Consider the following 26,599-nt stretch of genomic DNA (forward strand, 5'->3'; position numbering starts at 1 on the left):
TACCGGACTGATGCCATGCAAAGAACCCTGCCACGTATCGCGCTGCTCCTGCTGCTCTTCGCCTCCGGCTCCGCCAGCGCCTTCTGCTTTCAGGCCGCCGGCGCGCGCTACCAGATAGATCCCGTGCTGCTGGAGGCCATCGCGGTGCAGGAAAGCCGACTGAACCCCCGGGCCACCAACGCCAATCGCAATAAGGCCGGCCAGGTGACCAGCACCGACTACGGCGTGATGCAGGTCAACTCCAGCCACATCCCGACGCTCGTCAAAATGGGCATTATCCGCTCGAAGGAGGATCTGCTGAGCAACGCCTGCCTTAACGTGCAGATTGGCGCGTGGATCCTCGCCACCCATCTTAAAAAGTGCGGCGTGAACTGGAGCTGCCTCGGCTCCTACAACGCCGGGTTTAAGAAGGAGAGCGAACCGACCCGCATGCGCTATGCCGGGCTGGTTTACGGCCACTACAGCCGCCTGCTGGCGAGGCGATGACGATGCCGCTGCTGACGTTCTGCGCCTTTTATCCGGCGTTTATTCTTACCGGACGGCAGCTGGTCCGCCAGGCCGCCGGATTTATTCATGAACAGGAGGGAAAGCGACCGCGCGCCCTGCCCGGTGCCTGCAGACTGGTGCTGCTGTTTGCCGGAGTTGCCGCACTGGTGGCCACCCGGGGGCTGGTGCTCACGCTGCCGGCACCGGAGGTGCTGCGCGACCTGCTGCTGACGGGATGGTGCCTGCTGCTGAGCACGCTTGACCTGGCCCGCCGCTGGCTGCCGCTGCGCCACACCAGCGGGTTCATCGCCAGTGGACTGCTGTTCTCACTGCTGCCCGGTGCCGCCGTCACGCTGCCCGTTGCGGTGGTGAACGGGCTGGTGATGTTTACGCTCCTGAGCGTCTTTCGCCACTGGGCGAACCGGCACGGCCCGGAGCGCTTTGGCCAGGGCGACGTCTGGCTGCTCGCGGGCTTCAGCGCCTGGCTGACGCTGCCGGTGTCGGCCGGGCTGACGCTTTGCGCGCTCGGGCTGATTGCGCTGCGCCACCTCGCCGGGCTGACCGGTCTGATGGCGCGCGCGCGGGAGGTGCCGTTCGCCCCCTGGTTCTCCCTGTGCCTCGCCGCGTCCATCCTGGCGCAGCGTTTTCCCTTTTCAACAGGCTGACACGCATGAAAAAACCGACTCCCTCCCCCGTTAACCGGGGTTTTCTGAGCATCGAGGTGCTTCTCGTCCTGCTCGTCATCATGCTCGCCGCCGTTTACGGCTATCCGCGCTACGCCCGCTATCTGGAGGAGCTGGAGTGGGGCGTGGAGGCCCGCAACATGACGGCGGTGGGCAGCGCGGCCAAAAGCTTTATCCGCGACAACCGCGAGGCGCTGACCGCCCAGGTCAGCGGCGGCACCCCGATAACCATTACCGCCGCCAGGCTGCAGACGGACGGCTACCTGCCGCCGGGGTTTGGCCTGCGCAACGGCGCGGCCCAGAGCTACACGGTCGGCATCGCCCGCGACCCGACGTTTAACCAGAAACTGGTGGCGTTCGTGCTGACCACCGGCGGGCGCGAGTTCAGCTTCCAGGGGCTGCGCTACATCTCGCAGAAGGTGGACGGCGCGGGCGGCTACGTCTGGCCGGCCAACGTCGCGACGGGCGCGTTCGCCGGCTGGGAAATGAACCTCGGCACGTACGGACTGAGCGCGGCGCGCGGGCACCTCGCCACCTGGCTGTCGTCCGAGGTGCTCGGCACCGACCTGCAGGAGAGCGACCGCCTGTACCGCTATCAGGTCAGCGGCCGTCCGGATCTGAACCGCATGCACACCGATATCGACATGAACGGCAGCAGCCTGAACAAGGCAAAAGACGTCAGCGCCGACACCGGCACGTTTGGCCAGACCGTTACCGCAGAAGACGACATCAAAACCAGGGGCGGCTGGCTGATAACCGGCAGCGGCAAGGGCTGGATGAACGAGGCGCACGGCGGCGGTCTGTATATGGACGACAACAGCTGGATAAAGTCGGTGAACGGCAAGGGCATCATGACCAGCGGCCAGCTCAAAGGCGGCAGCGTGCGCAGCGACGGGCAGCTGTCGGTGGGCAACACCATCGAGCTCGACAGGATCAACACGGTCGGCCAGGCCTGCCCGAAAAACGGCAACATCAGCCGCAACGCGGCCGGGGCCACGCTCTCCTGCCAGAACCTGAAATGGGTGCTGAACGGCGGGCAGAACATCACCTACACCGTACATACGCTGGGCGGCCTTGATGTTGGTAAACCGATTGCCGCAGCGGATACCAACCTCTGCTACATCACCGGCAAGAAAGAAGGCGATTCAGCCGTCGTCAACGCCACCTACAGCATTTACATTCAGAACGGCTACTGGATTGCGTCTTTCTATACCCTCCGCGAGCTGTACGTCACCTGCGCCCGTTTTGGGTGACATGCCTGATGTCAGTGCCTCATTACTTCTTTTCTGGACACGCTACTATGAAAATTAATCCTCTGGCCACTCTGGCCGTCATTCTGCTGTCCGGCTGTCAGGCCAGCCAGCCGGATGCCGCACCTGAGCTGACCCCGGCATCCGCCGGTGCCGCCCAACTCCGCAGCGCGCAGCAGCAGCTGTACCATGCCGGCGCGCTGAACCAGAAGGCCCTGCGCCTGCCCGGCACCTTCAGCGCCAACAGCGACCGGCTGTCGGTTGACTGGGAGGGCGACGCCGTTGAGCTGCTCGCGCAGCTGGCCCGCCAGCGCGGGCTGCACTTTGCCTACAGCGGGGTGCGCCTGCCGCTGCCGGTCAGCGTTCACGCCGACAACGTCACCTTTGAGAGCCTGCTGCGCCAGCTGGAGACGCAGATAAGCTGGCGCGCCTCCCTGAAGCAGCAGTCCGCCGAGCTGCACCTGTACTTTGCCCTGCCGGATAAGGGAGGGCGCCTCGCATGAAACGTACCCTGACCGCCCTGCTGCTGCTGGGCTGCGCCACCAACGGACTGGCGGAGGACGCCCCGCCCGGCGGCCTTTCGGACTACATCAGCCCGCCGGTGAACGACTATAACGGCCTGAGCGACACGGTCTGGCAGATGCTCAACGACGCGGGCCAGACCGTGGGCTTTCAGGGCGGCAAGGCCCAGCGCGCGTGGGAGCTGCGCCAGCAGCTGACCGCCCGCGACGGCGTGCTGAACGACATGTACGACTTTCGCCCGCTCATCAGCCGCCAGGGCTACCTGCCACCGGTCATCGCCACCGCGAGCGACATGGCGCACGTGACGCCCGACCAGATCCGCTCGGCGTACCGTACCTACAACATCCTGCTGCCGGCGCGCTTCGTCAGCAACCCGCCCGGCTGGCGCACCTGGCTGCTGCCAGGCCTGGCGGCAAAGCGTATTGAGGCCCCCGACGTCAGCGTCCGCCCCAAAAACGGCAAAGAGAAGGCCGTCTGGGAGGCGGCGGTGCGCCGGGGCTGGGAGGAAGGCCGCCTCAGCGCCGATCGCACCCTGGAGTCCAACTTCAACCGCCTGACCCGCGACTACACCGGCATGCTGCGCTACTCCACGCTGCTGCAGCAGGGCATGATACAGGCGCCGGACGTGAAGGAGACGCAGCAGAGCGTCACCGGCACGCGCGACGCGCTGATGATTGGCGACAAGGTGAAACGCATTCAGGATCCGGCGGGCTTCGTGGTGGATAAAAACCACTGGAAGCCGGTTATCCGTAAGGAGCAAAAATGACCTTTCCGGCGTTCGACTTTCACCGGCACGGCGGCATCACCGGCGACGCGCTGCGCGGGTTTCTGGTCCACTGCGCGCGCAACGGCGTGTCCGATATCTTCCTGCAGGGCGGCGGGCCGATTGTCGTTGACCTTCACGGCCGCAAGGTCAGAGCCACCGGGTTTCGCATCGAGCCGCCGCAGCTGACGCGCCTGATGGACGACGTGTTTTCCGGGCAGATCAAGGGCGACCTCAAGGCCGGTAAGGGCGTCGACCGCGCCCTGCAGCTGACCGGTGATATCTATCAGCGCTATGGCCTCGACCGGGGCGAGCGCCTGCGCTTTCGCTGTAACTTCGTGCAGGCCACCGTCGGTGACTACGACATGGTGCCGGCACTGACGCTCAGGACCATCCCGACGGTCATCCCGGCGCTGGAAACCCTCGGGCTGGAGGCCGATTTATTCCCGGCGCTGCTGCCGCACAAGGGCATCGGCCTGGTGGTCGGCGAGACCGGATCCGGCAAGTCCACGCTGCTGGCGGCCATTTACCAGTACTGCGCCCGCACCGACCCGGACCGCAAAATCGTTACCGCCGAGGACCCGATCGAGTTTCTGCTCAACTTTCCCGATGCGGTTCTGATGCCGGAACAGTCGCAGATAGGCCGCGACGTGGCGTCGTTTTCCGAGCACCTGCGCCTGACGCTGCGCCGCGCGCCCGGGGTTATCGGCGTCGGCGAAATCCGCGATCCCGAAACGCTGCTCGGCGCCATCATGAACGGCCAGTCCGGCCACCTCTGCCTGTCGACCATGCACACCAACTCGCCCGGGGAGACCATCCCCCGGGCGCTGAACCTGGTGCCGAAAGAGCAGCATGAGGCGATGGCGCATAACCTGCTCAGCAACCTGCAGTACGTGATTGCCCAGCGCCTGCTGCGCACCACCGACGGCAAACGGCAGTCGGTCAGGGAGTATCTGGTGTTTGACGAGGAGATCCGCACGGCACTTGGGCGGCTCGACCACACCCGCTGGCGCGACTGGATTGATAACCATCTGTCTGAGCGCGGCGCACGCATGAGCGACAGGGCGTGGTCGCTGTATCAGGATGGGCGAATTGACGAGCGCGAACTGCTGAGCGTCATCACCCGTCGCGAGCTGGACATCAGGAGGCAGTCATGAAGGGGAACCCCTGGCGGGACGCGGGACGGCGCTTGGAAATCTTTGGCATCCCGGTGGTGCTGTTCACGCTCTATACCGCGTGGTTTCAGTGGCCGGAGACGTCGACGCTTTACGCCGTCACCGGCCTGATTATTTTCTTCCGCCTGCTCTCGTGGCGTGGCTTTACCATCACGGTGCTGTGGCAGCGGCTGGTCCGGCTGCTGCGCGGCAGACGCCTTACGGGTCGGCCCTGGTGGTACCGGATGTTCTTCGAATAACGGGAGCATGATGACAACGAAACCTCTCAAGGATCCTGCATTATTGAATGATGCGCGGGACGTTCTGAACGAGCTCAGCCTCCTTCGCCATCGCCTGATGGAAGAGAATTGCCATAGGCTGGACGGAATTGCCCGGGCTCTGGCGCTCATAGAGGGGATGATGAAAGCATCGCACCCCTCAGGTTATCCCGATCCTGATGACCTGGATTATCTTGCCCGTTTACTGAGGGAAGAGAAATTCAGAGAGAAGCGAGAGAAACAACGTGCAACGCAAATAACGACCTGCCTTCAGTCCATGATAGATACTGTGAAAGCACTAACGGTACGGGCCAGACTGGCCCGGCCACCGAAAGAACCGCAGTATCCCTGGGATGGCGGCATGCTGGCACAGATATTTACGATGATGATGATGGTTCCGGTATTTCTACTGCTTGCCGTTCTGGCGTTTATCGATATTTCGGACACGGCTAAAGCCGGGATTATGGTGGGCTATCTCATCGTGAATATCATTCTCGCCGTCGCCCTGAAGAACTGCGTCATGCTGATCATCATGGCGCTTATTCTTCTCTTATCGTTTTTTTTCACGCTACTACTGACTCAGTTTCACCCTCAGTACGCATTCTGAACCCTTAACACCGGTATTCACGACCGGGCCTTAATCCGCATTCATCCTTACCCCTCTCTCATTCACACAGGCGCGCGCATCCGGCAACGGAGGCCTTCTGCTGCCTGTTCTGGAGGCAATAATGAAAACACGTACCTACCTCACCATCACCCCGGACGACAAAAAAGACGCGCTGCGTGCGGCCGGACGCCTGCCCGACGGCGGCTACCCGCTTGAGTATGATCGGTCGCAAAAACTCTGGTTCGCCGGGCCGGATGCGGATCTGGACAAAATCAAAGCCTGGCTGCCGGAAAATACCGTGACCGGGCAGGTGAAAGACGTCGCGTACGACCTCAGCCCGGCCGAAGAGTTTGGCCAGGTCCTCAGAGATGCCGGGTTTGTGTTGCCAGGCGGCGAGCTTCCTGAGATGGACGGCAAGCGCCATCGGGTAGCCACAGAGGGCGACAGTCACGGCAAAAAGTCCGGCGTCTATCAGGGCTACATGAACGGCCGCCCGGCCGGCTGGTATCAGGACCATCGCGCCAGTGAAGAAAAGGTGAAATGGACCTCATCGGGTCAGTTTCAGCAAGACCCGGCGGAAATGATGAAGCAGCGCGCGCTCTCGGCGCAGAACCGCTGGGACCGAGACGCACAGGCGCAGGCCGACTATGCCCGCATGGCCAGAACGCTGGCCGGGCAGTGGCAAAAGATGCCGGTTCCTTCCGATGTCCATCCGTACCTGGCCCGTAAAGGGGTGCCCGCCGCAGACGGCGTGAAGCTGGACAAGTACGACAACCTCGTTATCCCGCTGCGCAACGTCGCCGGCGATATTCGCACGCTGCAGTACATCAAGCCCGATGGTACCAAGAACCTGAAGAAAGGCGCGGAGAAGACGGGCAACTTCTTTGTGGTAGGGGGTGAACTTAGCCCTCAGCGCCCTGTTCTGTATGCCGAAGGTTATGCTACGGCTGCCAGCCTGCATCTTGCGACCGGAATGCCGGTTGTAATGACAGTTGATGCAGGCAATCTGGTGACAGTGTCACGAAATCTAAAGGAGCGCTATCCGGATAACCACCACATCATCCTCGGCGAAGATGACTTCACCAAAACCAACAACCTCGGTGAACAGGACAATAAGGGAGCGAAAAAGGCACAGGAAGCCGCAGCGGCTATTAACGGCATTTACATCATCCCTTCATTCTCTGAAAGCGAGCGTGCGCAGGCGTTCGCCGGTACCGCCTCATTCAGCGATTTCAACGATATCCACGTGGCCAACGGACTGAATGCGGTTCGCGAACAGCTGGCACCGATTTTCGATGAACTCATTCCCGACTGGCGTCAGTCCTTTACGGAGACTCACAGCATGCCTGACAACGACATCCGGCAGGATGACCCTGCCGTTTCCTTCCCTGACATTACGGATTATCCGGACTTCGGCGATGACATTCACGAAGCTTTTGCACCACCAGAGGATATACCTGAGAGCACGCTGACCTCCGCGCAGGCACAGGATTTACCGGAGCCGTCACCTGAAATCGCGCCGCCAGAACCCTCTGTTCCACCACTGGCTCCGGAGGCAGAGGCAACGCCTCCATTATCTCCAGATGACAGAGCTTCTCAACAGGTCCCTGAGGAGCCGGTGTTAAACGTTGAACCCACTGCACCAGATGCCGTCGGAGCATCGCCTGCAGAAACAGCATCGTTATCAGCGGCAGAGACGCCAGTCGTGACCAATGCGACCACGGATAATCCCGACCTGCAGAATGCACCTCTGGCAGAAGCTATAAATGTACAAATGCCGCAGGCTGATAGTCCACCTCCAGTAGATGCAGCTGCAGAGACCCAGCTGGCCGATGCCAGTATTCCGCCAGTGACAGAGCCGCCATTGAAAAAGGTGTCTTCACCGGAAGAGCCACAGCAGCCGGCAGCGGCGGACACTGATACCGTACCGGCTCAGGAAAATGGCTTCTCATTCACCTTTGGGCGCCTGCCGGGTGACACCAGCCCGGGGGGACCGGAAGTCGCCCGGATTAATCTGGACGAACTCCTGCAGGGGCTGACCAGCCGCCAGGAAGACAGAACCTGGGTGTATGCGCTCGATGGCGAAGACGCATTCCGCGATTATGGCGATCGCATCGTGATGGCTTCGCCGCAGGCCAGCGAAAACGACCGCATGATCCTGGCCGCCCTTCTCTCCGCTAAAGCCAATCAGCGTGGTGCTGTTGAGGTAACAGGCAGTCCGGAGTTCATCCAACGCACGCTGACGCTGATTGCCGATCACAACATCGAGGTACATCTGAAAAACCCGCAGCAGCGCGAGCAATTTGAAGCGCTGTTGCAGGCCAGAGCCGCTGAGGTGATGGCAAAGAATGGCATCAACATCAGCACGCCCGGGCAGGAATCAGCACCCTCACCTGTCGTAGATACACCGCCTGCTGCACCTGGCCCGACACCGATCGCCCCGGGGAATGACACTGCCAGTCAGGCACCTTCAAAAGTAGCTGGCCCCTCAACTCCGGAAATGACCGTCTTCGAGAAAGAGACGCTGCGAACAGGCCTGACCGGAAAGCTACTCGAATCCGGACGGGCGCCGTATCAGTTCGATAAAGCCAACACGGACAGCTTTTATGTCCAGCTGCGCACAAAAGCAGGCAACAAGACGTACTGGGGTGTGGAGCTGGAACAAGCCCTGAAAGACAGTGGACAGAAACAGGGCGACATGGTGAAGCTGCAGTATCTGGGCAAAAAGCCGGTGACCATCAACGTTCCGCTGACGAATGCAGAAGGGGTGGTAACCGGATACGAACGCCAGGAAAAACATCGCAATCACTGGTCGCTGACGCCAGCCCAGGATAACCACCTGCTGGTTGCTGACCGACACCACGTCGCGCCGGCAGAACTGTCAGCCTATGACGGCAATGCCTTCTGGCAGCTCCAGCATCAGATTGTTAAAGCGGCCGCACTGTCTTTATCGCTTCCGGACCCCACAGGCCACGGTCTGCTGTATACCGGCCCGGACGGTGAAGGACAAAAACCGCCGCAGTCGCCTCCGGAAAACGCTGTGGTACCGGCTTTGTCCAAAGCCGCAGGCTCAGTGGTCATGCAGGCAGCTGGCGCTGAAGGCGAACTGCTGGCGCACCTTGTGAAAGGTCACGGCGATTACCTGCAGGGAGTGATGCGTCATGAAGGTGAACTTCGCCACGTACTGGCCCGGGTATGCACCGGCGCCAACGGAAACACGTGGCTTACCGTGAATACGGTTTCCGATACCGGCGCTCTCGCTCTGATTGGCCACGGTTCGGCGGTAAACGCTGTGAAGAATGGTGAAGCCCCGCGGGATACCTTTGCTTTTCAGCTCAAAGGGAAGGACTCACCCAAATTCGCCGTTCCTTTGACTTCACCGGAAAAGATCCCGCCGGCCCTGCACAGCAAGCTGGGGTTCGACAAACCCTGGACACCGCCGAAAGCACCGGAGCCGGAGCAGGCACCCCGGGCGCAGGTCAAGCCGGCTAACCAACCGCAACCCATGTGAGGATCTCATGCGAAAAATGCTCTGTACCACCCTTCTGTTTCTGGCGTGTCTTCCTGCCGCTGAAGCGGCTTCATGTCGTGCTGGCACTGCTGCAAAAGCAGGTAGTGAAGCCGGCTACAATCGGGCCAAAGAAGCCGCAGATGCCTGGTCACAGCGCCAGAACAATGTCACAGCGTCATTGGGTGACTGTCTGGGGAACATTTCCACCACTATTACGGCGCCAACGTTTCCCAATCTGACCGACGTAATGAACCAGATTGGCCAGAAAATTTGCAAGGCAGCCCGTGACAAAATCAGTGACTATGTCCCTCCGACCATCGACCCCTGGGGAGACTATGCCTCCAGTAGCGGCCTGTCGTCCTACAGTTCGGGAACGACATCCATTCCCGTCAGCCCTCAATCGTCCCCGGCGGCCACTAACAGTGGCCGTTCTTTTATCTCACTGAACTGATGGAAACCACCAAGTGACCAAACAATCTTCAGCCTCCCCGGGGGAGGCGTCTTCAGACACACCCAAAAAGGTTCACGAGTTTGATGAGAAACACCTCGCCCCTTTCATGGAGGCAATGCAGCTTCAAAAAGACAGGATGCTTAACGCCTCCTTTGCCCGCAAATGTCTGGCGGTCGCTCTGGTGTCCGTCTCCTTCAACCTGGTGCAGTTTCCGGTTAACGCCTGGCTTGCCTGGCAGGTCGCTCACCCTCCGATGAAATACTTCGCCACGCTCAACGGCAGCGTACTGGCGCAATATCCAACGTCTGAGCCGGCTTACAGCGACGATGACGTCATTGCCTTTGGTGACAAAGTTGTCCGCAGCGCCTTCCAGCTCGACTTCAAAAACTTCCGCACGCAGATAAGCGATCAACAGCAGAAGTTCTCAGAAGACGGCTTCAGGAGTTACTACAGCGCGCTGACAAACTCCAACCTGTTTGCAAAGGTGAAGACAGACAAGCTGCTGATGTCGGCCAACATCACCCGTAAGGGGATGATTTACCGGCGCGGCCGTGAAGGTTCGGACGGACCCTATATCTGGGAAGTTCAGTATCCCGTCACCCTGAGCATCGATGGCCAGACCCGCAGCCTGCCACCTCAGAACTTCATTTTTACGATCCGCATTCAGCGAACCGACGTCAGGCGCAAACCTGAAGGAATCGAAGTGGCCTCCGTGGTCACCCGGGATGCCCGCTAGAAATCAGGAAACCTCATGAAAATTCGACTTCTCACGACAGCAATTTTGCTCTTGTCGGCGGGCTCTGTGCTGGCTGCTGACTGGGCAGACGCCCGAACAAACACCCCCACGACGGCGTTACCGCCCGCACCTTCCCCGGCAGCTCCGGAAGTGGCCACAACGGCGCCGCCGGCAGAGCAAAGCGAACCCGCAGCGGACATTACTGCTCCGCTACGCCAGTCACCACCGGCACCACCCTCTGCAGCCGAAGCCTGGGCTATCGGCCAGGCCGCTCCGCTTAACCGCGGTGAGATTGAAAACGTCAGCCGGGCTGTCGATGACGCCAGTCGTGGACGTGCCTGGCAGCCTGCAGATGTCGTGCCTCGTATTTCCACTCTGACAGTGAATCTCTCCCCGGGCGCTTCACTACCGGTACTGCGAACAGCCACGCATCAGGCCAGCACTGTGATGTTTACGGACAACACCGGGGCTCCGTGGCCACTGGCGGCCCCGCCTTATAACGCTAACGCCGATGGCTTTACAGTGAACTTTATCCCGGACAGCAGCGTGATGACGGTTCAGGCCAGGCGGCAGTATGACCGCGGGAATATCACGGTGTATCTGAAAGGGCTTGCCGTGCCAATCATCGTGGATGTCACCAGCGGTGAGGCCAGTAACACAGCCAAATCCCGCGTCATTGATACCCGTCTGGATCTGCGCATCCCACAGCGCGGCCCACAGGCGAAAAAGATGCCGGCACCTCAATCAAAGATTGGCCTGAATGACCCAACACTGCAGGCCTTTCTCCATGGCGTTCCCCCTAAAGATGCCCGCCGGCTGAAAACCGAAGGGGCTGTACCGGATACACAGGTCTGGCAGATGGGAGACGACCTCTACATCCGCACCCGCAGTGAGCTGCGTGATGCCTTCGAACAGACCCTGGCCTCTGGCGACGGGACCTGGTTGTACAAACTTCCACTGACCCCGGAAGTGGCTTTCTCTCATGCCGGTAAAACGGTCTGGATGACCTTATCTCTGGAGTAATCATGGCCGCAGAAAAAGACGCCCGCCGGGACGTAAAGAAAACCGGCTTAATCATTGTTATTGGTGGCTTCGCAGCCGTTGCCCTTCTTTTCATACTGGTGTCATGGCTCAATGCTCCACCTGAGGCGGTGACGCACATCAGCGTGGATAAAACTGCCGGTGGAACAGGAAAAGCCACCGCAGAAAGCCCGCAGTACCAGACGCTGCTCAGAGAGAACAACGCTGAAGGCGCTAAGCAGGCGATGGCGAATAACACCAGTTTTATCGCCTCAGCAGGCTCCGGTACCGTGCGTCAGGTTCCGCCAATTTCACAGGAGGCACCGCCAACGCCACCGCCGCCACGGGCAGAGAATCCTTTAACGCCGCCTCAGCATGTTCCGGCACAGACGCTTGACCCTGACCGCAAAAAAACGCTGGAAGCGTTGCTCAAAGAGCTTGTAGCCCAGCGCGGCGCTCCGGTCGGTCAACTGGCCAGTGTAACAGGACAGGCCCCGGGCCAGACGGGTCAGACCGCAGGCGTACCAGGTGCGGCTGCAGCAAGTCCCTTCTCCGGATGGACGGACAGCCTTTCCCCGGCATCGCAAACCGGGAGCGTTTCAGGATCAGGCGGCACAGCAGCTGAACGCATTGTTATTCCTCTGGGCAGTCGTCCGGGTGGCTTGATTGAGACGGCGATTGATTCCGACAACACAAGCTCGCAGGTGCTGGCCCGTATTCCGGCAGGCCCTTATGCCGGCGCCACCTTAACAGCCAACGGTGTCCAGCTCGCCGGCGATGGCGTGACTATCCATTTCACCAACATGGACTGGAACAACAATACCTGGCGTATCGATGCCTGGGCAGCCATGCCGGATACGCTGCAGTCCTCCGTCGCCTCGTCAGTTAACAACCGCTATACCACACGCATTCTGCTGCCGGCACTTGCGCATGGTCTGGGGTTAGGCGGTCAGCTGTATGCCAGTGCCAATACTCAAATCCTGAGCAACGGTTACAACACCCTTGAAGGGCGCGTGGGTATGCCTGACGGTAAAGCTGTGGCCGGTACCATCCTCGGCGGCGCAGCCCAGCAAGCGGGTCAGGTGGTAAGCCAGGACGCACAGAAACTCCCGGTGAAGCAGGTTCTTGTCGATCGTGGCCAGAGCATCGCCGTGCTGTTCATGTCTGCTGTAAAAGAAAGCGACAAAGTGATTAGGACCCGTGATGAGCCTGCGGCTGTCAGCATGCAACCCGCCAGCCGCATGGTCCCCGCCTTACATCCCTGAAGAGAAACGCCATGAAAGAAAACTATTTCGATTCGGACCTTGAGCCCGCAGCCTCGCCGTTGCCTGAACTTCATCCGGAGCCCGAAGAGGAAGCATCTGAGACGCCAGCCAAAGACGAAACCCCTAAAAGCAAACGCCAGTTTATGGGGTATGACCTCAGCACGCTGCTGATTGCCGGCGGCGTACTGATTGCCCTTCTCGTCTATGCCGTCTGGCCAGATGAACCACCTCCGCGTGCCTTTGTTCCTGACCATCAGGCCGCACCTGTGGCAGCGCCAACGGAGGAAGAGGCTCCCGCACCGGAACCCGAACGACTCCCAGCGCCTGCCCCAGTGCCGGAGCCAACTCAACACACTGAATCTGTTCAGCCTGCAGTACCTCCGGTAGATGCCCAGGCACTGCAGCAGGTCAGCGAGGCAAACCAGCAAGGGATAAACGTACTGGATGGCCGTGTCACCGATGCAGAGCGACGTCTGGCAGAACTTGAAGCACGAATGAAGGCAATGGGAACCGGTGCAACTGGCCCAGCCAAAGCCGCCAGCAAACCAGTAAAACGTACCGTCGTTAAATCGACATCAGCATCAACGCACCGTACAGCAGCTGCACGAGCAGGGACTGGCAATCAGCGCAGTACCGGCGTACAGGGCTGGCGGTTACATACCATTTACCCGGGCATGGCCTGGATAACCCACGGAGGATTCACCTGGTCGGTGCAGGCCGGCGATAACATCAACGGCATAACCATCCGCAGCATTAATGCCACTGCACGCACCGTCACAACTGACAGGGGCGTCATTCGCCAGGGGGGCTAATGGACGCCATTCAAATCCTGGTTCAGGTCGCCGACGGTCTGAAAACCAGCGGTATCCGCCTGATATTGGCTCTGGCCTTTATGTTCGGGCTCGGTGGTTGCATGTTCACCTTGTTCTCCGCCGCCCAACGCGCCCGCCACGGTAAACCTGTCAGCGGGATTAAAGTTCTGGCATCGGTCTGCCTCGGAGGCGCCCTCATCGCCCTGCATCAGATGATGAATAAAGCCTCCCATACCCTGAGTTTTGGCGATGTTTCCTTTGATGCCATCGCTTACGCCCCGGAATCCATGGGTCAGGCCAAGCTCGCCATCGATGCCGTTCTTACCCTGCTGCGTGCGGTCGGGGTGATGTTTTTCTTCATGGGTATATCTCGTGTCCGTCGCTCTCTGGTTGATGGCCACACAGGCCTGACTGCACGTGAAGATGTCTCTGCAGGCATGGTGATCCTCATCTGCGGCATTCTCCTGGCCTGCAATCCACAACTGCTCGACGCACTGCAAAAAACGCTGCATCTGAGCTGGAATTAACTCCATAAACAAAAGAGGTTTTAACAATGCGTAATTTCACACTGTCCGTTTCCGTACGCCTGTGGCTGGCTGCTTCTTCACTGGGCCAACGCCTTATGGCACCGATTGTCGCAATCCTGGGCTCTTTGACTGTGCCAGCTTATGCCGACGATGACTTTTTCGGCATGTTCGACAAAGTCGCTGATGGTGCAGACAATTCCGGAAAAAGTTTTCTGAAACTGGCGAAATTTGGCGGTATTGGGCTTGTTATTACTGGCGTAGTGCTCTGGGTAGCCAAGAAAAAGAACCCTCAGATTGGCTGGGGCTGGGTCCTGACCTGTATCGGTGCCGGTTGCATCATGATTGCCATTGACCAGTTCATCAAGAAAGGTCAGAGCACCATTCAGCTGAACCCGGTTGACGTGGGTTAACTTCATTCCCCGGCGCGCTGGCGCCGGGGTCCTGACTTAATGGAGGTCTCTCTTGAACCGATTCCCGGCAGCAGTCAGTTTCCTTTTCCCCGTTCAGCTGGAGCCTTGCCCGCCAGACGACAGCGATACAGCACTCCCATCCCTGAACCTGAAAGCTCCTGAAGCAATTACCTTTTGCCAGTGGCTTATTCCACTACTCCCTGAATTTTATCACTGTGGTGTCACTGCCGATGCTGGCTACGACTGTAATGTGTGGCTGATCCCACTGGCTCCTCTGAGCGAACGGCTGCAAAAACTGACGCCAGAGCAATATGATGGGATCAAACTGTTTGCACCTCTCACTAAAGCCTGCCGGCGCTGGTCCCGTCACGGCGTCACACACCTGCGCCTGACTGCAGCTATCCGCTATCAGCACTTTGACATCGAGCAGCAGGTCTGGGGGCATGAACAAACTGGACACAGTCCCGCTCTGTACCGGCGGGCGGTGAAACTCACCGGCAACGCCTGCGAATACTGCGGGCATGTCAGTGCCAGTAATCTGCTGGCATTTCGTGACGGCAATCCGGAAAACACGCACGACGATAACCTCACTGTCGGCTGTAGCGTATGCCTCTGCAGCCGCCATCTGAATCGTCTGGGTGCCAACGATGGCGTGATGGTTTACCTGCCTGAACTTGCACCTGCTGACATCAGCCGGTTGATAAGAACGGTGATTACTGCCCGGCGCGACGGGAACGAACGCCAGCAAGAGGGTGCGACCATGATCCTCAACTGGCTTGCCGCACACCGGGCTGAGACTGAACGATTCTGGGGAACCAGCCATCCGGGCGAATTTGGACAGGCGCTGCAGCAGTCATCGCCCCCACTGCGTGAGTCGCTACAACAGCGCTTGCGCCATGTTGCACTCATTCCCAACCCGGACATTATCGCCGCAAGGTCGTTCAGCCTGAGTCTTACACCTGGTCAATGGACGTCCCTGTACAACCAGTATTGCCGCCAGTCCTGACGGCCCTATCAGAGAACATTCGCATGAAAAATCCACTGGTCTCCGCGCTGGAATGCGTGGAGGAAGCCATTGCCTGGGCCTCGCGTTATGCGCTGGGGCAGGACTTTACGCGTTACTGCGATCTTCGCACCACCATAGGCCTGACCGACGACGATCGTAAGCGCCGCCCCGGAATGTCCTCTCCGTATATATTCCTCACAGAGGAAGGCCACTATGCCAGCGTGTTCGAAATCGAGGGAACCTACTGCGCTTTCAATGAGGAGACGGCCATTACGGAAGAAGAGAGGCGGGATAAAGCACTGTTCAGTAACTACATTGCCCGCCTGACAACGCTGCTGACCAGCGAGTTTAAAGAACCCGGTCGTAAGCTGAGTTTCGTCTTCGAATGCGATCCGGGCAAAGCCCGGGCTGAACTGAAAAAACTGCTGGCTCATCAGTACCGCAGCATGAAGCGTATGGGCCTCAACCTGACTGATATTCTGGATGAACGTATTGAGAAAATGGCCCCCTTCATCGCCCGGGAGCGCGCATTCCTGGTGGTCTATACCGCTCGCGAAGCACTCTCCTCTACTGAAATCCGCGATGAAGAAAAGCGCCGTGAGGCTTTGCTGAAGAAAAGTCCGGGTGCGCGATATGGCCAGAACCCGGTATTTCAGGCGCTGGAAGGGCTAAAAATTCGCCACGATACTTTTATCACCATGCTGGAAAACCAGTTTGGTAAAGGTGACTTTGGAACCCGCATTCGGCTGATGAATGCCCATGAATTTGGTTTCTCGTTACGTGAACAAATCGAACGCGAAAGTACCTCAGATTCCTGGCGTCCGTTTCTGCCCGGGGATGTAAAGTGGCCACATGGCCGGCCGAAAGGAAACGACCATTCGGTGCTCCTCGCACCTCATCTCCATTATCAGTTATTCAACAGTGAACCTATCATCGATGGCAGCTTCATTCATGTTGATGACCACTGGCACACCACCCTGGCACTTTCGCTGGGTCCTCAGCAACCGGAAACGTTCAGCCAGCTGTTCGACAAAATCAACCGTCACCTGCCCTGGCGTATCCGTATGGACCTGATGCCGGGCGGCATGAAGGCACTCGGCGGAAAGAAAACCATCCTGGGCCTGGCTGGCCTGCTGCCTCCTCTGCGCCCGGTTTATGATTCTGTTCAGTGGCTGGAAGAGGTGGATAAAAGCGAACCGGTCTGCGTAATGACCATCTGCGCCAGCACGTGGGCCCGGGATAAAGAAACCGCGAAGCGTAATCGGACGTTGCTTCAGAAGGGGCTTCAGTCCTGGGGCGTCTGTGAAGTAACGGGGACCTTTGGCGACCCGGCGCGCGCCTGGGCATCAACCCTGGTCGGGGCGAACGCCCTTAGCATTCCATCACTGATGTATCCGCCTCTCTCAGCAGCGCTTGCTTTACTTCCACTACAGCGCCCGGCCACGCCATGGGCAGACGATGCCAGCATTGTGTTTGCCACCCCTGACGGCAAGCCCTTTCCTGTGAAACTGGCCAGTAACCTGCAAACAAAATTCACGGAGATAGTCGCCGGTGAACCCGGCACGGGGAAGTCAGTGGCCCTGGGGGCGCTCAGCGAGGCCATCTTATTCTCAGGCCTGAGCAACCTGCCGTTTCTGTCCTACGTCGATAAAGGATTTTCTGCCCAGGGACTGATAAGGCTCATTCGTGATGCGTTACCTAAATCACGTCAAAACGAAGTGGTTGGCATCGTTCTGGAAAACAGTCGCAAGCACTGTAAGAACCCGTTTGACGTCCAGATTGGGATGAAATATCCGCTGACGCCGGAAAAGGAATATCTGCTCAGCATCTGCGAAACACTGTGCGTGAACCCGGAAACCGGTACGCCGCCGAACTCCCAGGACTGCCGGCAGATCCTCAGCCGGGTTATCGACACGGCCTATGAAACAAATGCCAGTCTGACACCCGTTCGATACGCACAGACGCTTGAGCCCCTGGTCGATGAGGCACTTGAAAAAACCGGTATTCGTCATGAGTACGATGGTAACTGGTGGTCAAAAGCCACGTGGTATGAAGTCAGGGATTTGCTCTTCTCCCGCGGGGAACTGGCCGCCGCAACGCGAGCCCATTACCAGGCCATGCCGGAGCTGAGTGACCTGCAGGTGTACCTCAATGATGAGGACGTCCGTATGCAGTACGGCACCATCACCCGTGAGGGGAGCGGTGAAACGCTGCTCTCTTATATCAGTCGCTGTCTGTCAGATGCCTTACGCACTTATAAAATGCTTTCGGGCCGTACCGTGTTTGAACTTAGCCCTGACACACGTGTTATTGCCATTGATCTGAACAACGTAGTCGGCGGTAAAACGCGGGCCGGGCAGGTCAAAACAGGTCTTATGTATCTCTACGCCGGTCAGCTAGCTGCCGGGCATTTTGAGCTGCCGCAATACCGTAATGAGCTAATGCGCGAACTGCCGGAAATGTACCAGCCGTTCCACCACGAACGGCTGACCCAACTGTCCCAGGAGGTGAAAACCAAGATTTATGACGAGCTGCACAACGCCAAGGACATCCCGTTTATCATGAATAAACTGGTCACCCAGGATCTGGAGAACCGCAAGTTCTTCATCCGAACCGTGCTGAGCTCTCAGTATCTGAATCACTTCCCGCATGAAATCCTGAAGTCAGCGAACAGTCTCTATCTGATGCAGGTCAGCCATGAGGATCTTCCATTGCTGACTGAGCATTTTGGCGTGCCGGCACATACCGCACAGGCGTTCCGCCATATTGGCTCCGGTGCTTCCCCAGACGGCAGTGGTACGCACTTCCTGGCGTGCTTCCGCCTGAAAACCGGCAGAGTAGTGCAGATCCTAAAAAATACTCTCGGCCCCAAGGAATTGTGGGCGCTCAACTCAACCCCGAAAGATGCTGCCTTGCGCGACCAGCTATATGACCTGCTCGACGGCAGGAAGGCCAGGGCTATCCTGGCTGAGGCCTTCCCGACCGGTAGTGCCGTCAGCCTCATCGACCTGCGCCAGAAAGAAGCGCGAGAAACCGATCACGGCAACGTAATTAACCGACTGGCCAACGAGCTGATTGCCGCACGTGGCCTGCAAATCTGATTAAGGCGAAACCCATGAAGAAACGACTCCTGGCCGTCACCATCGGCGGCCTGCTGCTGTCTGCTACACAGGCGATGGCTTATCCGGTGGAGGTGACGAGCAGTCGCCCTATCACCACCGAAGTAGTTCCGCAACTGAGTGCGGCCAACAGCACGTTGGGCACTATTCTATCAACCAACCAGCAGATTGGCGGCGCCATCAGTTCCGGCAACGACAAGATTGCGGCCATGATCCAACAATCGACGGAGAACATGCAGCAATACGCCACCTATGCGCAGCAGGTGCAAAACCTGGAGCAGGCCAGGCGCAGCTACACCGTGCCGGACAGCATCTGCAGTGAGTCTGCCTCCGGGCAGGCCTCGCAGGTAGCCCGTCAGTCGGCCGCGAAACAATCAGCGCTTTCCAGCGGTGGCGGTGTACGGAACAGCGCCATCAAAAAAGCCCTGTCTTCTAAACCCGACGTCCCTGAAAAGGGGCTTTTTGCCACAGCAGAAATCCACCGAAACTACTGCACCAAGGAAGATGCGGATGCCTGGGGTGACCTCTGCAGCGGGGAATCAACGTTACCGGGCGGAGATAAGGAAGTCCGCTCGCTACTGGCTGGCGCCGGGCCCGAAGATAAAGCCCCTGAGCTGACCTTCACCCAGGAACAGACCGATGCGGCGATGATGTACCTTAAAAACTCAGCCCGCCGTAGCCCCGGCCGGGCGCTGAAAAAGGGAGAAGTGAAAACCGACAGTGGTCGTCAGTACATCGGGATGATGACAGAGCATGACGCCATACAAAGCGCAGCTGAGCAACCTCAGCTGGCGATGGTCGCGGCCAGTCAGCCTAATGAAGCAACGAAAGACGTGCTGGCCGAAACACTCCAGACGCCATCGAGCAGGGCCTGGTTTGATGAGAATGCCTCAGCCGAAGCAAAGCGCACCGGCATGATGTCATTGCGTGAATTTGAGTCCTTCGAAGTCAATCGCCGGTACGCCAATACCGATTACCAGATTGACCTGCAGGCTATGGATGGCGACAACCTTTTGCGTGAATCCATTCGAATCCAGAGCCTTCAGACCGCCCTACTGTTAGGCATCAAGCAGCAGCTGCAGGAGAACGCCATTATCTCTGGCCAGCAGTTAAGTCTTGAGGGGGCCCAGTACTATGAACCTCGCCTGGCGCAGAAACTGCAGCAGGCCGCCGCCGGAGCTACCCGCCAATGAAGAAAATAGGAAAGAAAGCCTGGTTTGCCGCCAATCTGGTCCTCCCGCTCTGGGAGGCCGGTCGCATGGTAAATGCTGCACGGTATGCGGCTGAGAAAAATGCGGAGCGGTTCCGGCGTCTGTGGCCTGAAGCCGCACAGAGAGAAAAAGAAATTCTCACTTTTGACGAAGCCGTGGCCGCCAGTGGACACAGCAGAGAAGCACTGATGCGCCGCTTCCTACTGGCTAAACGGATCTGGCTGGCCATGTTCATCGTGGCCATAAGCATCGTCATTTTGCTACCGATGGGAACACTCCTTGCAGCCCCTCCGGGTTCCGGGGTGCTGCTGATGCGTATGTTCAGCCTGATGTTCATGGTTTCCGCCTTCGCCGGCATGTTGTTTGTGTGTGCCATGAAAAACCAGTTTCACCTCTGGCAACTTCTCAGCCAGGAACTGGGATCGTTTACTCAATGGCGGGCAACCGGCACCTGGCTTAACGAGCTCTTCAGCTGGCGTGCCCCGTTCTGACCTTTTCCCTCTGCCATCCTCCGGATGCGCATTCTGTTCGTTACGGAAACCAATATGAAAAGACTGCTACTGTTACTGGCCGCCTTCGCGCTGGTCGGTCTGTCGTTGCCGGCATTTGCAGAAAATATCAACTACGACACGATTAGCGGTGCGGCCACACGGTCCACCGACCTCTCACGCCAGCTGCTTATTATGGTTTATGGCGACGTGGTGAATAACCCGCTGCAGCCTCAGAACGTCAGCTTCATCGGCCAGCTTTATGGCGTGTTTAACGCTATTATCGCTGGTCTTGCTTTCGTCTGGTTTATGGGGGTTACCCTACGTGCCACGGTACTGACCGGAAACCGCGGTAAAGTATTTGGCCGTGGTAACACCATGATGGCGCCCGTCTCATCGCTGGCGGGATTTATGGCACTGGTACCCACACCTTCTGGCTGGTCCATTTCGAATCTCGCGTTCTTATGGATGGCATCGATCATGGGCGTGGGAAGCGCCAATCTACTCACCGATAAAGCGGCAGACGTCATTATGGACGGACAGTCCATGATTATGCAGCCCGTTGCCGGTGAAACCATCACTGCGGCCCGGGGCATGTTCGACATGTACCTGTGCAAGGCGGCGATGAACACCGAACAGGCTGAAATGCACCAGGCCGGTAGTAGCAACACCCCCCCAATGTCTGAACAGCGGTCTTCTGACGGCCGAGAGATACGCATTTCGAACGGCAGTGCGCTCTGCGGCAGCGCCAAATTGCCGGAAACAACTGACAGTGGTTCCTGGTTCCCCTTTAGTGTCCCAATAAATTCCGGTCCGCTAGAAAATGCTCAGATGAGTGCCTTCACGGCGATGAACAGCACACTCTCACAGAACGCGGATAACTTTGTCAGCGCCTGGCGAAGCTATCAGGATGGAGGACAAAGCCGACTTCCGGATGCTGAAGCGGAAATTCAGCAGGCTGCACGCCAGTATGAAGACACAATTACTGCAGCAACTGCAAGCGTGGACAATGAAGGAACAATCCGAAGCGAGCTCGCAAACTATCTGAAGCAAAGCGGCTGGATTTCGCTGGGTGCGTGGTACCAGTCATTCGCTACAGCAAATCAGAAAGTTAATAGCGTGGCCAACCAAAGCCCTATCGTTACAGGACCATCAAATATCGGGGAAACAGGTGTAGGTCAATTGCAGGAGGAAATTCAAATAGCTTTACGATCTCAGAGGAAAAACTCAACATTCACCCCTCCTCTAGGCTCTGCAAACTTACCGGGAAATGATAATCTTGATGATGTTCAGTCAGCCAATTCGGCCATAATAAAAGTCATGCCCAAAATGCAGGTATTCACCGCATGGATAGCAAACTCGGTCATGACTAGCGGGAATAAAGATGGCTCTACTCAGGTTAACCCTATTTTACAGATGAAAGCCATTGGAGACTATACACTTGGAACTGCTCAAGCGACATTTATTGCTTTTACCGCTGCTAAAACAATTGTTGATTGGGGTAACGGAACTGGTGTTGGAAAATTAGTTAATGCAGTATCAGGAGCTGGTTACATAGCGAAAAGCATAATTGGCGCAATAGCTCCAATTGTATATTTCGTCATATTCATACTGTTAAGCATAGGATTCTCACTATCAATTTTCCTTCCATTCATCCCTCTGATTTATTGGATTACAGCCTGTACCTCATGGCTGGCAAGCGTACTAATTGGTACTACAGCAGGATCTTTATGGGCAGCTACACATATAGGCACAGAAGAAGATAAAGGGAGCCGCGCTAATTATGGTTATATATTTCTGATTGATGCTGCCATTCGCCCCTCACTGATGGTTTTTGGGTTTTTCTTTGCCAGTCTCGTGGTTGTTGCTATTGGGACATTGCTCAATATATTGATATTGCCCGCAATGGCTAACGTTCAGGCTGACTCAATCACTGGGTTAGCCAGCTTAATTGGCATTCTGATGATATACGCCAGAACATGTACCACGCTGGTTTCATCGGCATTCAGTCTGCAGGTCTACTTGCCAGATTATGTCATTGCCTGGTTAGGTGGTCGTGAAGCCGCACAGATGATGAAAGGGGCCGTTGAATCCGCCCGTAGTATGTTTGCTGGGTTTGGAGGTAAAGCTGGACACGCCCCAGGGCTGAAGAAGGTTGATGCAGCTAAGCCAGGAGGAGATGCTGACGGCTTCAAATAGTGTGAGGTAGCACAACTAGAAAAGACTTAAAAACAGGTCATTTTATGTTATGATATGACCTGTAAATCAGTCTCACTAATGGAGAAGCTATGCCAAACCTCATTCACAGCGATACAACAGCCAGCATCAGTGAGCTGAAGAAAAACCCTATGGCCACTGTCAATGCAGGCGCCGGCTCTCCCGTGGCTATTCTGAACCATAACCAACCTGCTTTTTACTGTGTGCCAGCTGAACTCTATGAGCAGATGCTCGAATACATTGACGAGGAAGAGCTTGCTAAACTGGTTACTAAACGCAGCAAACAGGCATTGCATGATGTGGATCTGGATAGCTACTTATGACCTATCGGGTGAAGTTCAGAACGGATGCGCTGAAAGAATGGAATAATCTTGATAAGGCTATTCAGCAGCAGTTTGTCCGGAAGCTAAAGAAATGTGCGGAGAATCCTCATATCCCTTCCGCAAAGTTACGAGGAATGCCCGATTGCTATAAAATCAAACTGCAAGCATCGGGCTTCAGGCTGGTTTATCAGGTTATTAACGACGAACTAATCATTGCTGTGGTCGCTGTAGGCAAACGGGAGCACAGCAAAGTTTATAATCTGGCTAGCAAACGGCTAAGATAAAATCAGGACGAAACATATGACTGTAAAATATTTAGATACTTACTCAAAGAAATGGTCTGTAGCTTTCGCCGGCACCTTGTCAGGAATGTATTTATTTTTTGCATTCCCGTTTCATTTAATTTTCGCTGGCTGGTTGTTTGCGTTAAGAAACGATTATGTATACGGACTTCGTCAACAAGACATCCCCATGGCATTATTAACATGGATTTCTTTACTAGCAGCAATTTCACTAACCACATACTCAATATATCGGCAAAACAAAAACATCAAACTTTTCACAAGTTACTTTCACGAAATGAATTTCAATACTCCTACTAAATCAAACATTTCAAAATCATGGACTGGATTGAGCTACTTAGGATTGGACACCAAAAATGGAACCATCCTATACATTAACCATCCAGACACTACTATCTTTAATTTTTTCATTCCAAAAGATGTACGGGTCATGGGGTTTGGTATGTACGACTGGAAGTCTGTTGAAGTTGAGGGAAACACGCTCAGAATCTATACCGGCATACCAGAGCTTCCAATAGTATCTATTTCAACCGGCAAGGCGAACGAGTTGTATGAAAAAATCTATGCCATGCGCAATCAGAACTGGACTTACGAGAATAATGTTCCTGGCTACGTGGAGCATCAGGCACAAAGGATCGCAGAGAAAAACGGCATCAACCTGGTTCTGCCACCGAAATAATTCTTAAGCAGTCGCAACCCCTTCATCAGAGGCACTCTTTTCAGAGTGCCTTTTCTTTTGCATTCGTACTATCAAAGGCCCTCCTATGGCGCAACCACCACGCAATGACGTCCGGTCTCATGACTGGTCAATGGCTGTGGTCGGCGGCTTAATCACGCTGATTATCGCAGCCCTATTTTTCCGACAGCTCACCGTCGAGACCTGTTCCTTAGTGCTTTACTGGCTATGGAGTATCGCCGATTTTCCTCGCACACATGAGTTTACTGCCTGGCGTATTAATCTTCTGGCCAGAACGCACAATAACGCCCCGGACGTTACCTGGGGCGAGTTTTTTCCCGTAATGGACGTTACTGCCGGCATTCTGATGATTGCGCTGGTCCCTCTTGTCATTACCGGCATTATCGCCGTTCGCCGGCACCAGGTAAGTCGTACCCGGCGTGATATTTCTATCCATACGCTGCCCCGCATTATGTCTGCTTTCTCACCGTCAATTATTCCGGCACTGACCTACGGCGATAAAAAGCAGCAGCTGCTGAATGTAGACCCTGAAGAACATCGGAGCGCGCAGACGCCGGATGAGTTCGCTATCGAGCATAAACTGGTCGTCAATCAGCGGTTACGCCGGGAGGTGGCTCAGGAACTGTTCATTGCCCAGCTGGGGACCCCACTGCCCAAAGTCGCCACCGGCGCCGACGTGACGCCACTCTTCAACGCGTTTAATGACCATGAACGGGCCATGTTCGCCATCTTTGGCCTGCAGCACTTCTTGGACAAGCGTAAGGAAGCTGAAGCACTACTGGATGTGCTCAACCGTTCCACGTTGAAAACTGACCGCAGGTACCGAAACAAAATTGGCTACCCCAATCTGGCGTTGGCCAACAGCGCATTCAAAAAGGTTATCGCTACAGAACAGGCCCGGAACTTCATCAGGCAGTACGGCTACGTTCGTACGGCCATCTCGGCCCTGCATGACAACGATCTGCACTTGCCCATTCGCCGTTTCCGCTGGTTGAAAGGGCTCGACCGTCCGCTTTGGTACACCCTGGCGTCTACTGGACGCCCCTGGCCGTTTGTTGAAGCAGCTGGCGTCGTCAGCCAGGCCCACTGGGAAACACTGGCAGCACGCTACAGGGTTCGCCTGAGCCATCCCATCATGAGCCTCGCGCTGAATGGTCTGGAAGACGACCTGCGGAACATCGGGGCAGTTGTTGATGATACGCCCGGAACGGTCCGTTCTCCTGTTGAAGAGGAGGACGATATTGAGGATGACGATGAAGATGCTGGCCCAACAGCTGGCCACACAGTAGAACCTCACGCGCACCGCCACATCCATTCCTTTCGCCCAAAAATGAGATAATCCCATGTCAGAGCAAACCATTTTCAATATCAGCACCGAAATTCACGACCAGCACCTGCAAGTCCGTTTAAACGATCGCAGCATTTTCTGCCTGAACAAGCCGACCGCTGAGCGTTATCAGCTCACCCTGGAACAGGATGCCGGAAACTATGTTATCTGGATGCGCCAAAGCAATAATGGCTTCGCCCGTCTTTATTCAACGGAAGATCCTGAGCTCGCCAGCCTGATTATGAATACCACGGCCAACGTACTTACACGTATGGCCATGGTCACGAGCCAGGCCCATCCAGCGCCTTCTCATACTACGTCCAAGTGGAAATGGTTCGCACCGGGTGCTCTGTGCCTTGCCCTTGCAGCTGCCTGGTTGGCGCCGCAGTTCAGTGGTCCGATAAAGGCACCGGTGGCCACTCCAGTTCCAGTGGTGTCACAAGTTCAGCCTGCGCCGACTAAAGTAACCGCAGTGACGACGCCGCAAGTGGTCCCGCAAACGCAAACCGCCCAAGTTCAGGGTACCCCATCCCTCTCTCCGGAAGCGGCAGCTGAGGCCAGGGCGTTGCTCGCAGAAAGACTAAAAAATGGTGCAGCAAAGCAGGAGTTCACTGTTCGACTGTCCTCTGGCCATGAACGCTCACTTTACATCTTCCTTGATCCGGAATGCCCAAACTGCCGCATCTTTGAACCGACTGTCCAGGCTCTGGCAGAAGACTACAACGTGGAGATTTTTCCGGTGACGCTGATTGGCAAAACCCGCACGGCAGACGAGGTGGTGCCCCTGCTCTGCGCCACACCTGAGAAGCGCGCACAGATGTGGAAGGCCCTGAACGACACCGGCGCCGGCATGCTCAACCTGGCAGAGAAAGAAAAAGCGAGTATTGCACCGGCCGCCTGTGATGCCGGCAAGCTGGCCCTGGCGCGCAATGACCTGGCATTTGAGCTGTATCGCATGCCGGGGACACCGACGGTCATCAGCGATGACGGCCGCATGATCCCGCTGCAGGCCATGTCCAGTGATACCGCGCTGAAATCATTCCTCGATACCCGCCAGTAAGGAGGCCTTAATGGATTTAAAAGGACGTCACGGCCCTGTGGACAGTTGGCGAATAAGCCGGCTGGTCCATGGCCAACAAGTTGAGCGCATACTCCTGGCGCCAGCTACCGTACAACTACTACTGGTGTTTTCTCTTCTGATCGGCGCCATTTGCCCTGTAACACTGCTTATATCCCTGCCACTCGGTACTATCCTGCTGGTCGCATTTAGCGATCAGCGCTTTCGCTTACCGTTGCGAATACCGATGGATGTTGGAGGACTGGACCTTTCGACAGAGCGCGAGCTCAGCTGGAATATTCCACTACTCAATCTGAACCTCCCCAAAATTGTTCGGGGAAAATCAGAGGGAACGCTGTGCCTGGGAACAGCACGCA

26 protein-coding genes and 1 pseudogene are annotated in these 26,599 nt (G+C 56.9%); all 27 read left to right on the forward strand.

Going from position 1 to position 26,599, the window contains the following annotated elements:
• The first annotated feature begins 15 nt into the window (after positions 1 to 15).
• Positions 16 to 486 (forward strand): lytic transglycosylase domain-containing protein, encoded by a 471-nt coding sequence (locus J2Y91_RS22385; RefSeq protein ID WP_133625206.1) that lies wholly within the window; start codon positions 16 to 18, stop codon positions 484 to 486.
• Positions 487 to 488: 2 nt separating this feature from the next.
• Positions 489 to 1,151, forward strand: a complete 663-nt coding sequence (locus J2Y91_RS22390) for a prepilin peptidase (protein WP_253539694.1) — start codon at positions 489 to 491, stop codon at positions 1,149 to 1,151.
• An 80-nt stretch (positions 1,152 to 1,231) separates the two neighbouring features.
• Positions 1,232 to 2,422, forward strand: a complete 1,191-nt coding sequence (pilV, locus tag J2Y91_RS22395) for a shufflon system plasmid conjugative transfer pilus tip adhesin PilV (RefSeq protein ID WP_436232202.1) — start codon at positions 1,232 to 1,234, stop codon at positions 2,420 to 2,422.
• 47 nt (positions 2,423 to 2,469) lie between these two features.
• Positions 2,470 to 2,922: a DotD/TraH family lipoprotein gene (locus J2Y91_RS22400; RefSeq protein WP_133625203.1), complete on the forward strand. Its 453-nt coding sequence runs from the start codon at positions 2,470 to 2,472 to the stop codon at positions 2,920 to 2,922.
• Positions 2,919 to 3,707 carry a type IV secretory system conjugative DNA transfer family protein gene (locus J2Y91_RS22405; protein ID WP_133625202.1) on the forward strand — a complete coding sequence of 263 codons (789 nt, stop codon included), beginning with the start codon at positions 2,919 to 2,921 and terminating at the stop codon, positions 3,705 to 3,707. Before J2Y91_RS22400 ends, J2Y91_RS22405 begins: the two co-directional genes overlap by 4 nt.
• Positions 3,704 to 4,861, forward strand: coding sequence for a plasmid transfer ATPase TraJ (gene traJ / locus J2Y91_RS22410; protein ID WP_133625201.1), 1,158 nt, complete (start codon positions 3,704 to 3,706; stop codon positions 4,859 to 4,861). Before J2Y91_RS22405 ends, traJ begins: the two co-directional genes overlap by 4 nt.
• Positions 4,858 to 5,118 (forward strand): IcmT/TraK family protein, encoded by a 261-nt coding sequence (icmT, locus tag J2Y91_RS22415; RefSeq protein ID WP_133625200.1) that lies wholly within the window; start codon positions 4,858 to 4,860, stop codon positions 5,116 to 5,118. The genes traJ and icmT overlap by 4 nt, the downstream gene beginning before the upstream one ends.
• Positions 5,119 to 5,125: 7 nt before the next feature.
• On the forward strand, positions 5,126 to 5,743 hold the full coding sequence (locus tag J2Y91_RS22420; protein WP_253539699.1) for a hypothetical protein: 618 nt from the start codon (positions 5,126 to 5,128) through the stop codon (positions 5,741 to 5,743).
• Positions 5,744 to 5,864: 121 nt separating this feature from the next.
• Complete coding sequence (locus tag J2Y91_RS22425) at positions 5,865 to 9,254, forward strand: LPD7 domain-containing protein (RefSeq protein ID WP_253539702.1); 3,390 nt, start codon at positions 5,865 to 5,867, stop codon at positions 9,252 to 9,254.
• A gap of 7 nt (positions 9,255 to 9,261) precedes the next feature.
• On the forward strand, positions 9,262 to 9,705 hold the full coding sequence (locus J2Y91_RS22430) for a hypothetical protein (RefSeq protein WP_253539705.1): 444 nt from the start codon (positions 9,262 to 9,264) through the stop codon (positions 9,703 to 9,705).
• A gap of 115 nt (positions 9,706 to 9,820) precedes the next feature.
• On the forward strand, positions 9,821 to 10,441 hold the full coding sequence (locus J2Y91_RS22435; RefSeq protein WP_253539707.1) for a DotI/IcmL/TraM family protein: 621 nt from the start codon (positions 9,821 to 9,823) through the stop codon (positions 10,439 to 10,441).
• Positions 10,442 to 10,456: 15 nt separating this feature from the next.
• Positions 10,457 to 11,464 (forward strand): DotH/IcmK family type IV secretion protein, encoded by a 1,008-nt coding sequence (locus J2Y91_RS22440; RefSeq protein ID WP_253539710.1) that lies wholly within the window; start codon positions 10,457 to 10,459, stop codon positions 11,462 to 11,464.
• A 2-nt stretch (positions 11,465 to 11,466) separates the two neighbouring features.
• Positions 11,467 to 12,726 (forward strand): conjugal transfer protein TraO, encoded by a 1,260-nt coding sequence (traO, locus tag J2Y91_RS22445; RefSeq protein ID WP_253539714.1) that lies wholly within the window; start codon positions 11,467 to 11,469, stop codon positions 12,724 to 12,726.
• Positions 12,727 to 12,737: 11 nt separating this feature from the next.
• Complete coding sequence (locus J2Y91_RS22450) at positions 12,738 to 13,538, forward strand: hypothetical protein (RefSeq protein ID WP_253539716.1); 801 nt, start codon at positions 12,738 to 12,740, stop codon at positions 13,536 to 13,538.
• A complete protein-coding gene (traQ, locus tag J2Y91_RS22455) occupies positions 13,538 to 14,065 on the forward strand; it encodes a conjugal transfer protein TraQ (RefSeq protein ID WP_253539719.1) in 528 nt (175 codons plus the stop codon). Before J2Y91_RS22450 ends, traQ begins: the two co-directional genes overlap by 1 nt.
• 26 nt (positions 14,066 to 14,091) lie before the next feature.
• Complete coding sequence (locus J2Y91_RS22460) at positions 14,092 to 14,475, forward strand: DUF6750 family protein (protein WP_253539721.1); 384 nt, start codon at positions 14,092 to 14,094, stop codon at positions 14,473 to 14,475.
• Between the two features lie 52 nt (positions 14,476 to 14,527).
• On the forward strand, positions 14,528 to 15,481 hold the full coding sequence (locus J2Y91_RS22465) for a hypothetical protein (RefSeq protein ID WP_253539725.1): 954 nt from the start codon (positions 14,528 to 14,530) through the stop codon (positions 15,479 to 15,481).
• Between the two features lie 23 nt (positions 15,482 to 15,504).
• Entirely contained in the window at positions 15,505 to 18,582 is a 3,078-nt protein-coding gene (locus tag J2Y91_RS22470) for a putative type IV secretion/conjugal transfer ATPase (protein ID WP_253539728.1), read from the forward strand.
• Positions 18,583 to 18,596: 14 nt separating this feature from the next.
• Positions 18,597 to 19,793 (forward strand): conjugal transfer protein TraW, encoded by a 1,197-nt coding sequence (gene traW / locus J2Y91_RS22475; protein ID WP_253539732.1) that lies wholly within the window; start codon positions 18,597 to 18,599, stop codon positions 19,791 to 19,793.
• Positions 19,790 to 20,302 (forward strand): conjugal transfer protein TraX, encoded by a 513-nt coding sequence (gene traX, locus J2Y91_RS22480; RefSeq protein WP_253539734.1) that lies wholly within the window; start codon positions 19,790 to 19,792, stop codon positions 20,300 to 20,302. The genes traW and traX overlap by 4 nt, the downstream gene beginning before the upstream one ends.
• A gap of 54 nt (positions 20,303 to 20,356) precedes the next feature.
• On the forward strand, positions 20,357 to 22,498 hold the full coding sequence (locus tag J2Y91_RS22485) for a DotA/TraY family protein (RefSeq protein ID WP_253539736.1): 2,142 nt from the start codon (positions 20,357 to 20,359) through the stop codon (positions 22,496 to 22,498).
• 89 nt (positions 22,499 to 22,587) lie between these two features.
• The gene (locus J2Y91_RS22490) at positions 22,588 to 22,839 is read left to right on the forward strand and encodes a type II toxin-antitoxin system Phd/YefM family antitoxin (protein WP_233480947.1); all 252 of its coding nucleotides are present in this window, start codon (positions 22,588 to 22,590) and stop codon (positions 22,837 to 22,839) included.
• Positions 22,836 to 23,123, forward strand: coding sequence for a type II toxin-antitoxin system RelE family toxin (locus tag J2Y91_RS22495; protein ID WP_233480948.1), 288 nt, complete (start codon positions 22,836 to 22,838; stop codon positions 23,121 to 23,123). The genes J2Y91_RS22490 and J2Y91_RS22495 overlap by 4 nt, the downstream gene beginning before the upstream one ends.
• 16 nt (positions 23,124 to 23,139) lie before the next feature.
• Positions 23,140 to 23,820, forward strand: coding sequence for a plasmid IncI1-type surface exclusion protein ExcA (excA, locus tag J2Y91_RS22500; protein WP_253539738.1), 681 nt, complete (start codon positions 23,140 to 23,142; stop codon positions 23,818 to 23,820).
• 85 nt (positions 23,821 to 23,905) lie between these two features.
• Positions 23,906 to 25,177: a secretion/conjugation apparatus DotM-related subunit gene (locus tag J2Y91_RS22505; protein ID WP_253539740.1), complete on the forward strand. Its 1,272-nt coding sequence runs from the start codon at positions 23,906 to 23,908 to the stop codon at positions 25,175 to 25,177.
• A 4-nt stretch (positions 25,178 to 25,181) separates the two neighbouring features.
• The gene (locus J2Y91_RS22510; RefSeq protein WP_253539742.1) at positions 25,182 to 26,225 is read left to right on the forward strand and encodes a thioredoxin domain-containing protein; all 1,044 of its coding nucleotides are present in this window, start codon (positions 25,182 to 25,184) and stop codon (positions 26,223 to 26,225) included.
• Positions 26,226 to 26,235: 10 nt separating this feature from the next.
• Positions 26,236 to 26,599, forward strand: a pseudogene (locus J2Y91_RS22515) (F-type conjugative transfer protein TrbC); the annotation flags it as partial.

This window comes from Erwinia aphidicola (assembly GCF_024169515.1).
In the GTDB taxonomy this organism is placed as follows: domain Bacteria; phylum Pseudomonadota; class Gammaproteobacteria; order Enterobacterales; family Enterobacteriaceae; genus Erwinia; species Erwinia aphidicola.

Bases quoted from the DNA above. Each gene is read 5' to 3' on its own strand.
- J2Y91_RS22385 (WP_133625206.1), top strand. From the start codon at position 16: ATGCAAAGAACCCTGCCACGTATCGCGCTGCTCCTGCTGCTCTTCGCC.
- J2Y91_RS22390 (WP_253539694.1), top strand. From the start codon at position 489: ATGCCGCTGCTGACGTTCTGCGCCTTTTATCCGGCGTTTATTCTTACC.
- pilV (WP_436232202.1), top strand. From the start codon at position 1,232: ATGCTCGCCGCCGTTTACGGCTATCCGCGCTACGCCCGCTATCTGGAG.
- J2Y91_RS22400 (WP_133625203.1), top strand. From the start codon at position 2,470: ATGAAAATTAATCCTCTGGCCACTCTGGCCGTCATTCTGCTGTCCGGC.
- J2Y91_RS22405 (WP_133625202.1), top strand. From the start codon at position 2,919: ATGAAACGTACCCTGACCGCCCTGCTGCTGCTGGGCTGCGCCACCAAC.
- traJ (WP_133625201.1), top strand. From the start codon at position 3,704: ATGACCTTTCCGGCGTTCGACTTTCACCGGCACGGCGGCATCACCGGC.
- icmT (WP_133625200.1), top strand. From the start codon at position 4,858: ATGAAGGGGAACCCCTGGCGGGACGCGGGACGGCGCTTGGAAATCTTT.
- J2Y91_RS22420 (WP_253539699.1), top strand. From the start codon at position 5,126: ATGATGACAACGAAACCTCTCAAGGATCCTGCATTATTGAATGATGCG.
- J2Y91_RS22425 (WP_253539702.1), top strand. From the start codon at position 5,865: ATGAAAACACGTACCTACCTCACCATCACCCCGGACGACAAAAAAGAC.
- J2Y91_RS22430 (WP_253539705.1), top strand. From the start codon at position 9,262: ATGCGAAAAATGCTCTGTACCACCCTTCTGTTTCTGGCGTGTCTTCCT.
- J2Y91_RS22435 (WP_253539707.1), top strand. From the start codon at position 9,821: ATGCAGCTTCAAAAAGACAGGATGCTTAACGCCTCCTTTGCCCGCAAA.
- J2Y91_RS22440 (WP_253539710.1), top strand. From the start codon at position 10,457: ATGAAAATTCGACTTCTCACGACAGCAATTTTGCTCTTGTCGGCGGGC.
- traO (WP_253539714.1), top strand. From the start codon at position 11,467: ATGGCCGCAGAAAAAGACGCCCGCCGGGACGTAAAGAAAACCGGCTTA.
- J2Y91_RS22450 (WP_253539716.1), top strand. From the start codon at position 12,738: ATGAAAGAAAACTATTTCGATTCGGACCTTGAGCCCGCAGCCTCGCCG.
- traQ (WP_253539719.1), top strand. From the start codon at position 13,538: ATGGACGCCATTCAAATCCTGGTTCAGGTCGCCGACGGTCTGAAAACC.
- J2Y91_RS22460 (WP_253539721.1), top strand. From the start codon at position 14,092: ATGCGTAATTTCACACTGTCCGTTTCCGTACGCCTGTGGCTGGCTGCT.
- J2Y91_RS22470 (WP_253539728.1), top strand. From the start codon at position 15,505: ATGAAAAATCCACTGGTCTCCGCGCTGGAATGCGTGGAGGAAGCCATT.
- traW (WP_253539732.1), top strand. From the start codon at position 18,597: ATGAAGAAACGACTCCTGGCCGTCACCATCGGCGGCCTGCTGCTGTCT.
- traX (WP_253539734.1), top strand. From the start codon at position 19,790: ATGAAGAAAATAGGAAAGAAAGCCTGGTTTGCCGCCAATCTGGTCCTC.
- J2Y91_RS22485 (WP_253539736.1), top strand. From the start codon at position 20,357: ATGAAAAGACTGCTACTGTTACTGGCCGCCTTCGCGCTGGTCGGTCTG.
- J2Y91_RS22490 (WP_233480947.1), top strand. From the start codon at position 22,588: ATGCCAAACCTCATTCACAGCGATACAACAGCCAGCATCAGTGAGCTG.
- J2Y91_RS22495 (WP_233480948.1), top strand. From the start codon at position 22,836: ATGACCTATCGGGTGAAGTTCAGAACGGATGCGCTGAAAGAATGGAAT.
- excA (WP_253539738.1), top strand. From the start codon at position 23,140: ATGACTGTAAAATATTTAGATACTTACTCAAAGAAATGGTCTGTAGCT.
- J2Y91_RS22505 (WP_253539740.1), top strand. From the start codon at position 23,906: ATGGCGCAACCACCACGCAATGACGTCCGGTCTCATGACTGGTCAATG.
- J2Y91_RS22510 (WP_253539742.1), top strand. From the start codon at position 25,182: ATGTCAGAGCAAACCATTTTCAATATCAGCACCGAAATTCACGACCAG.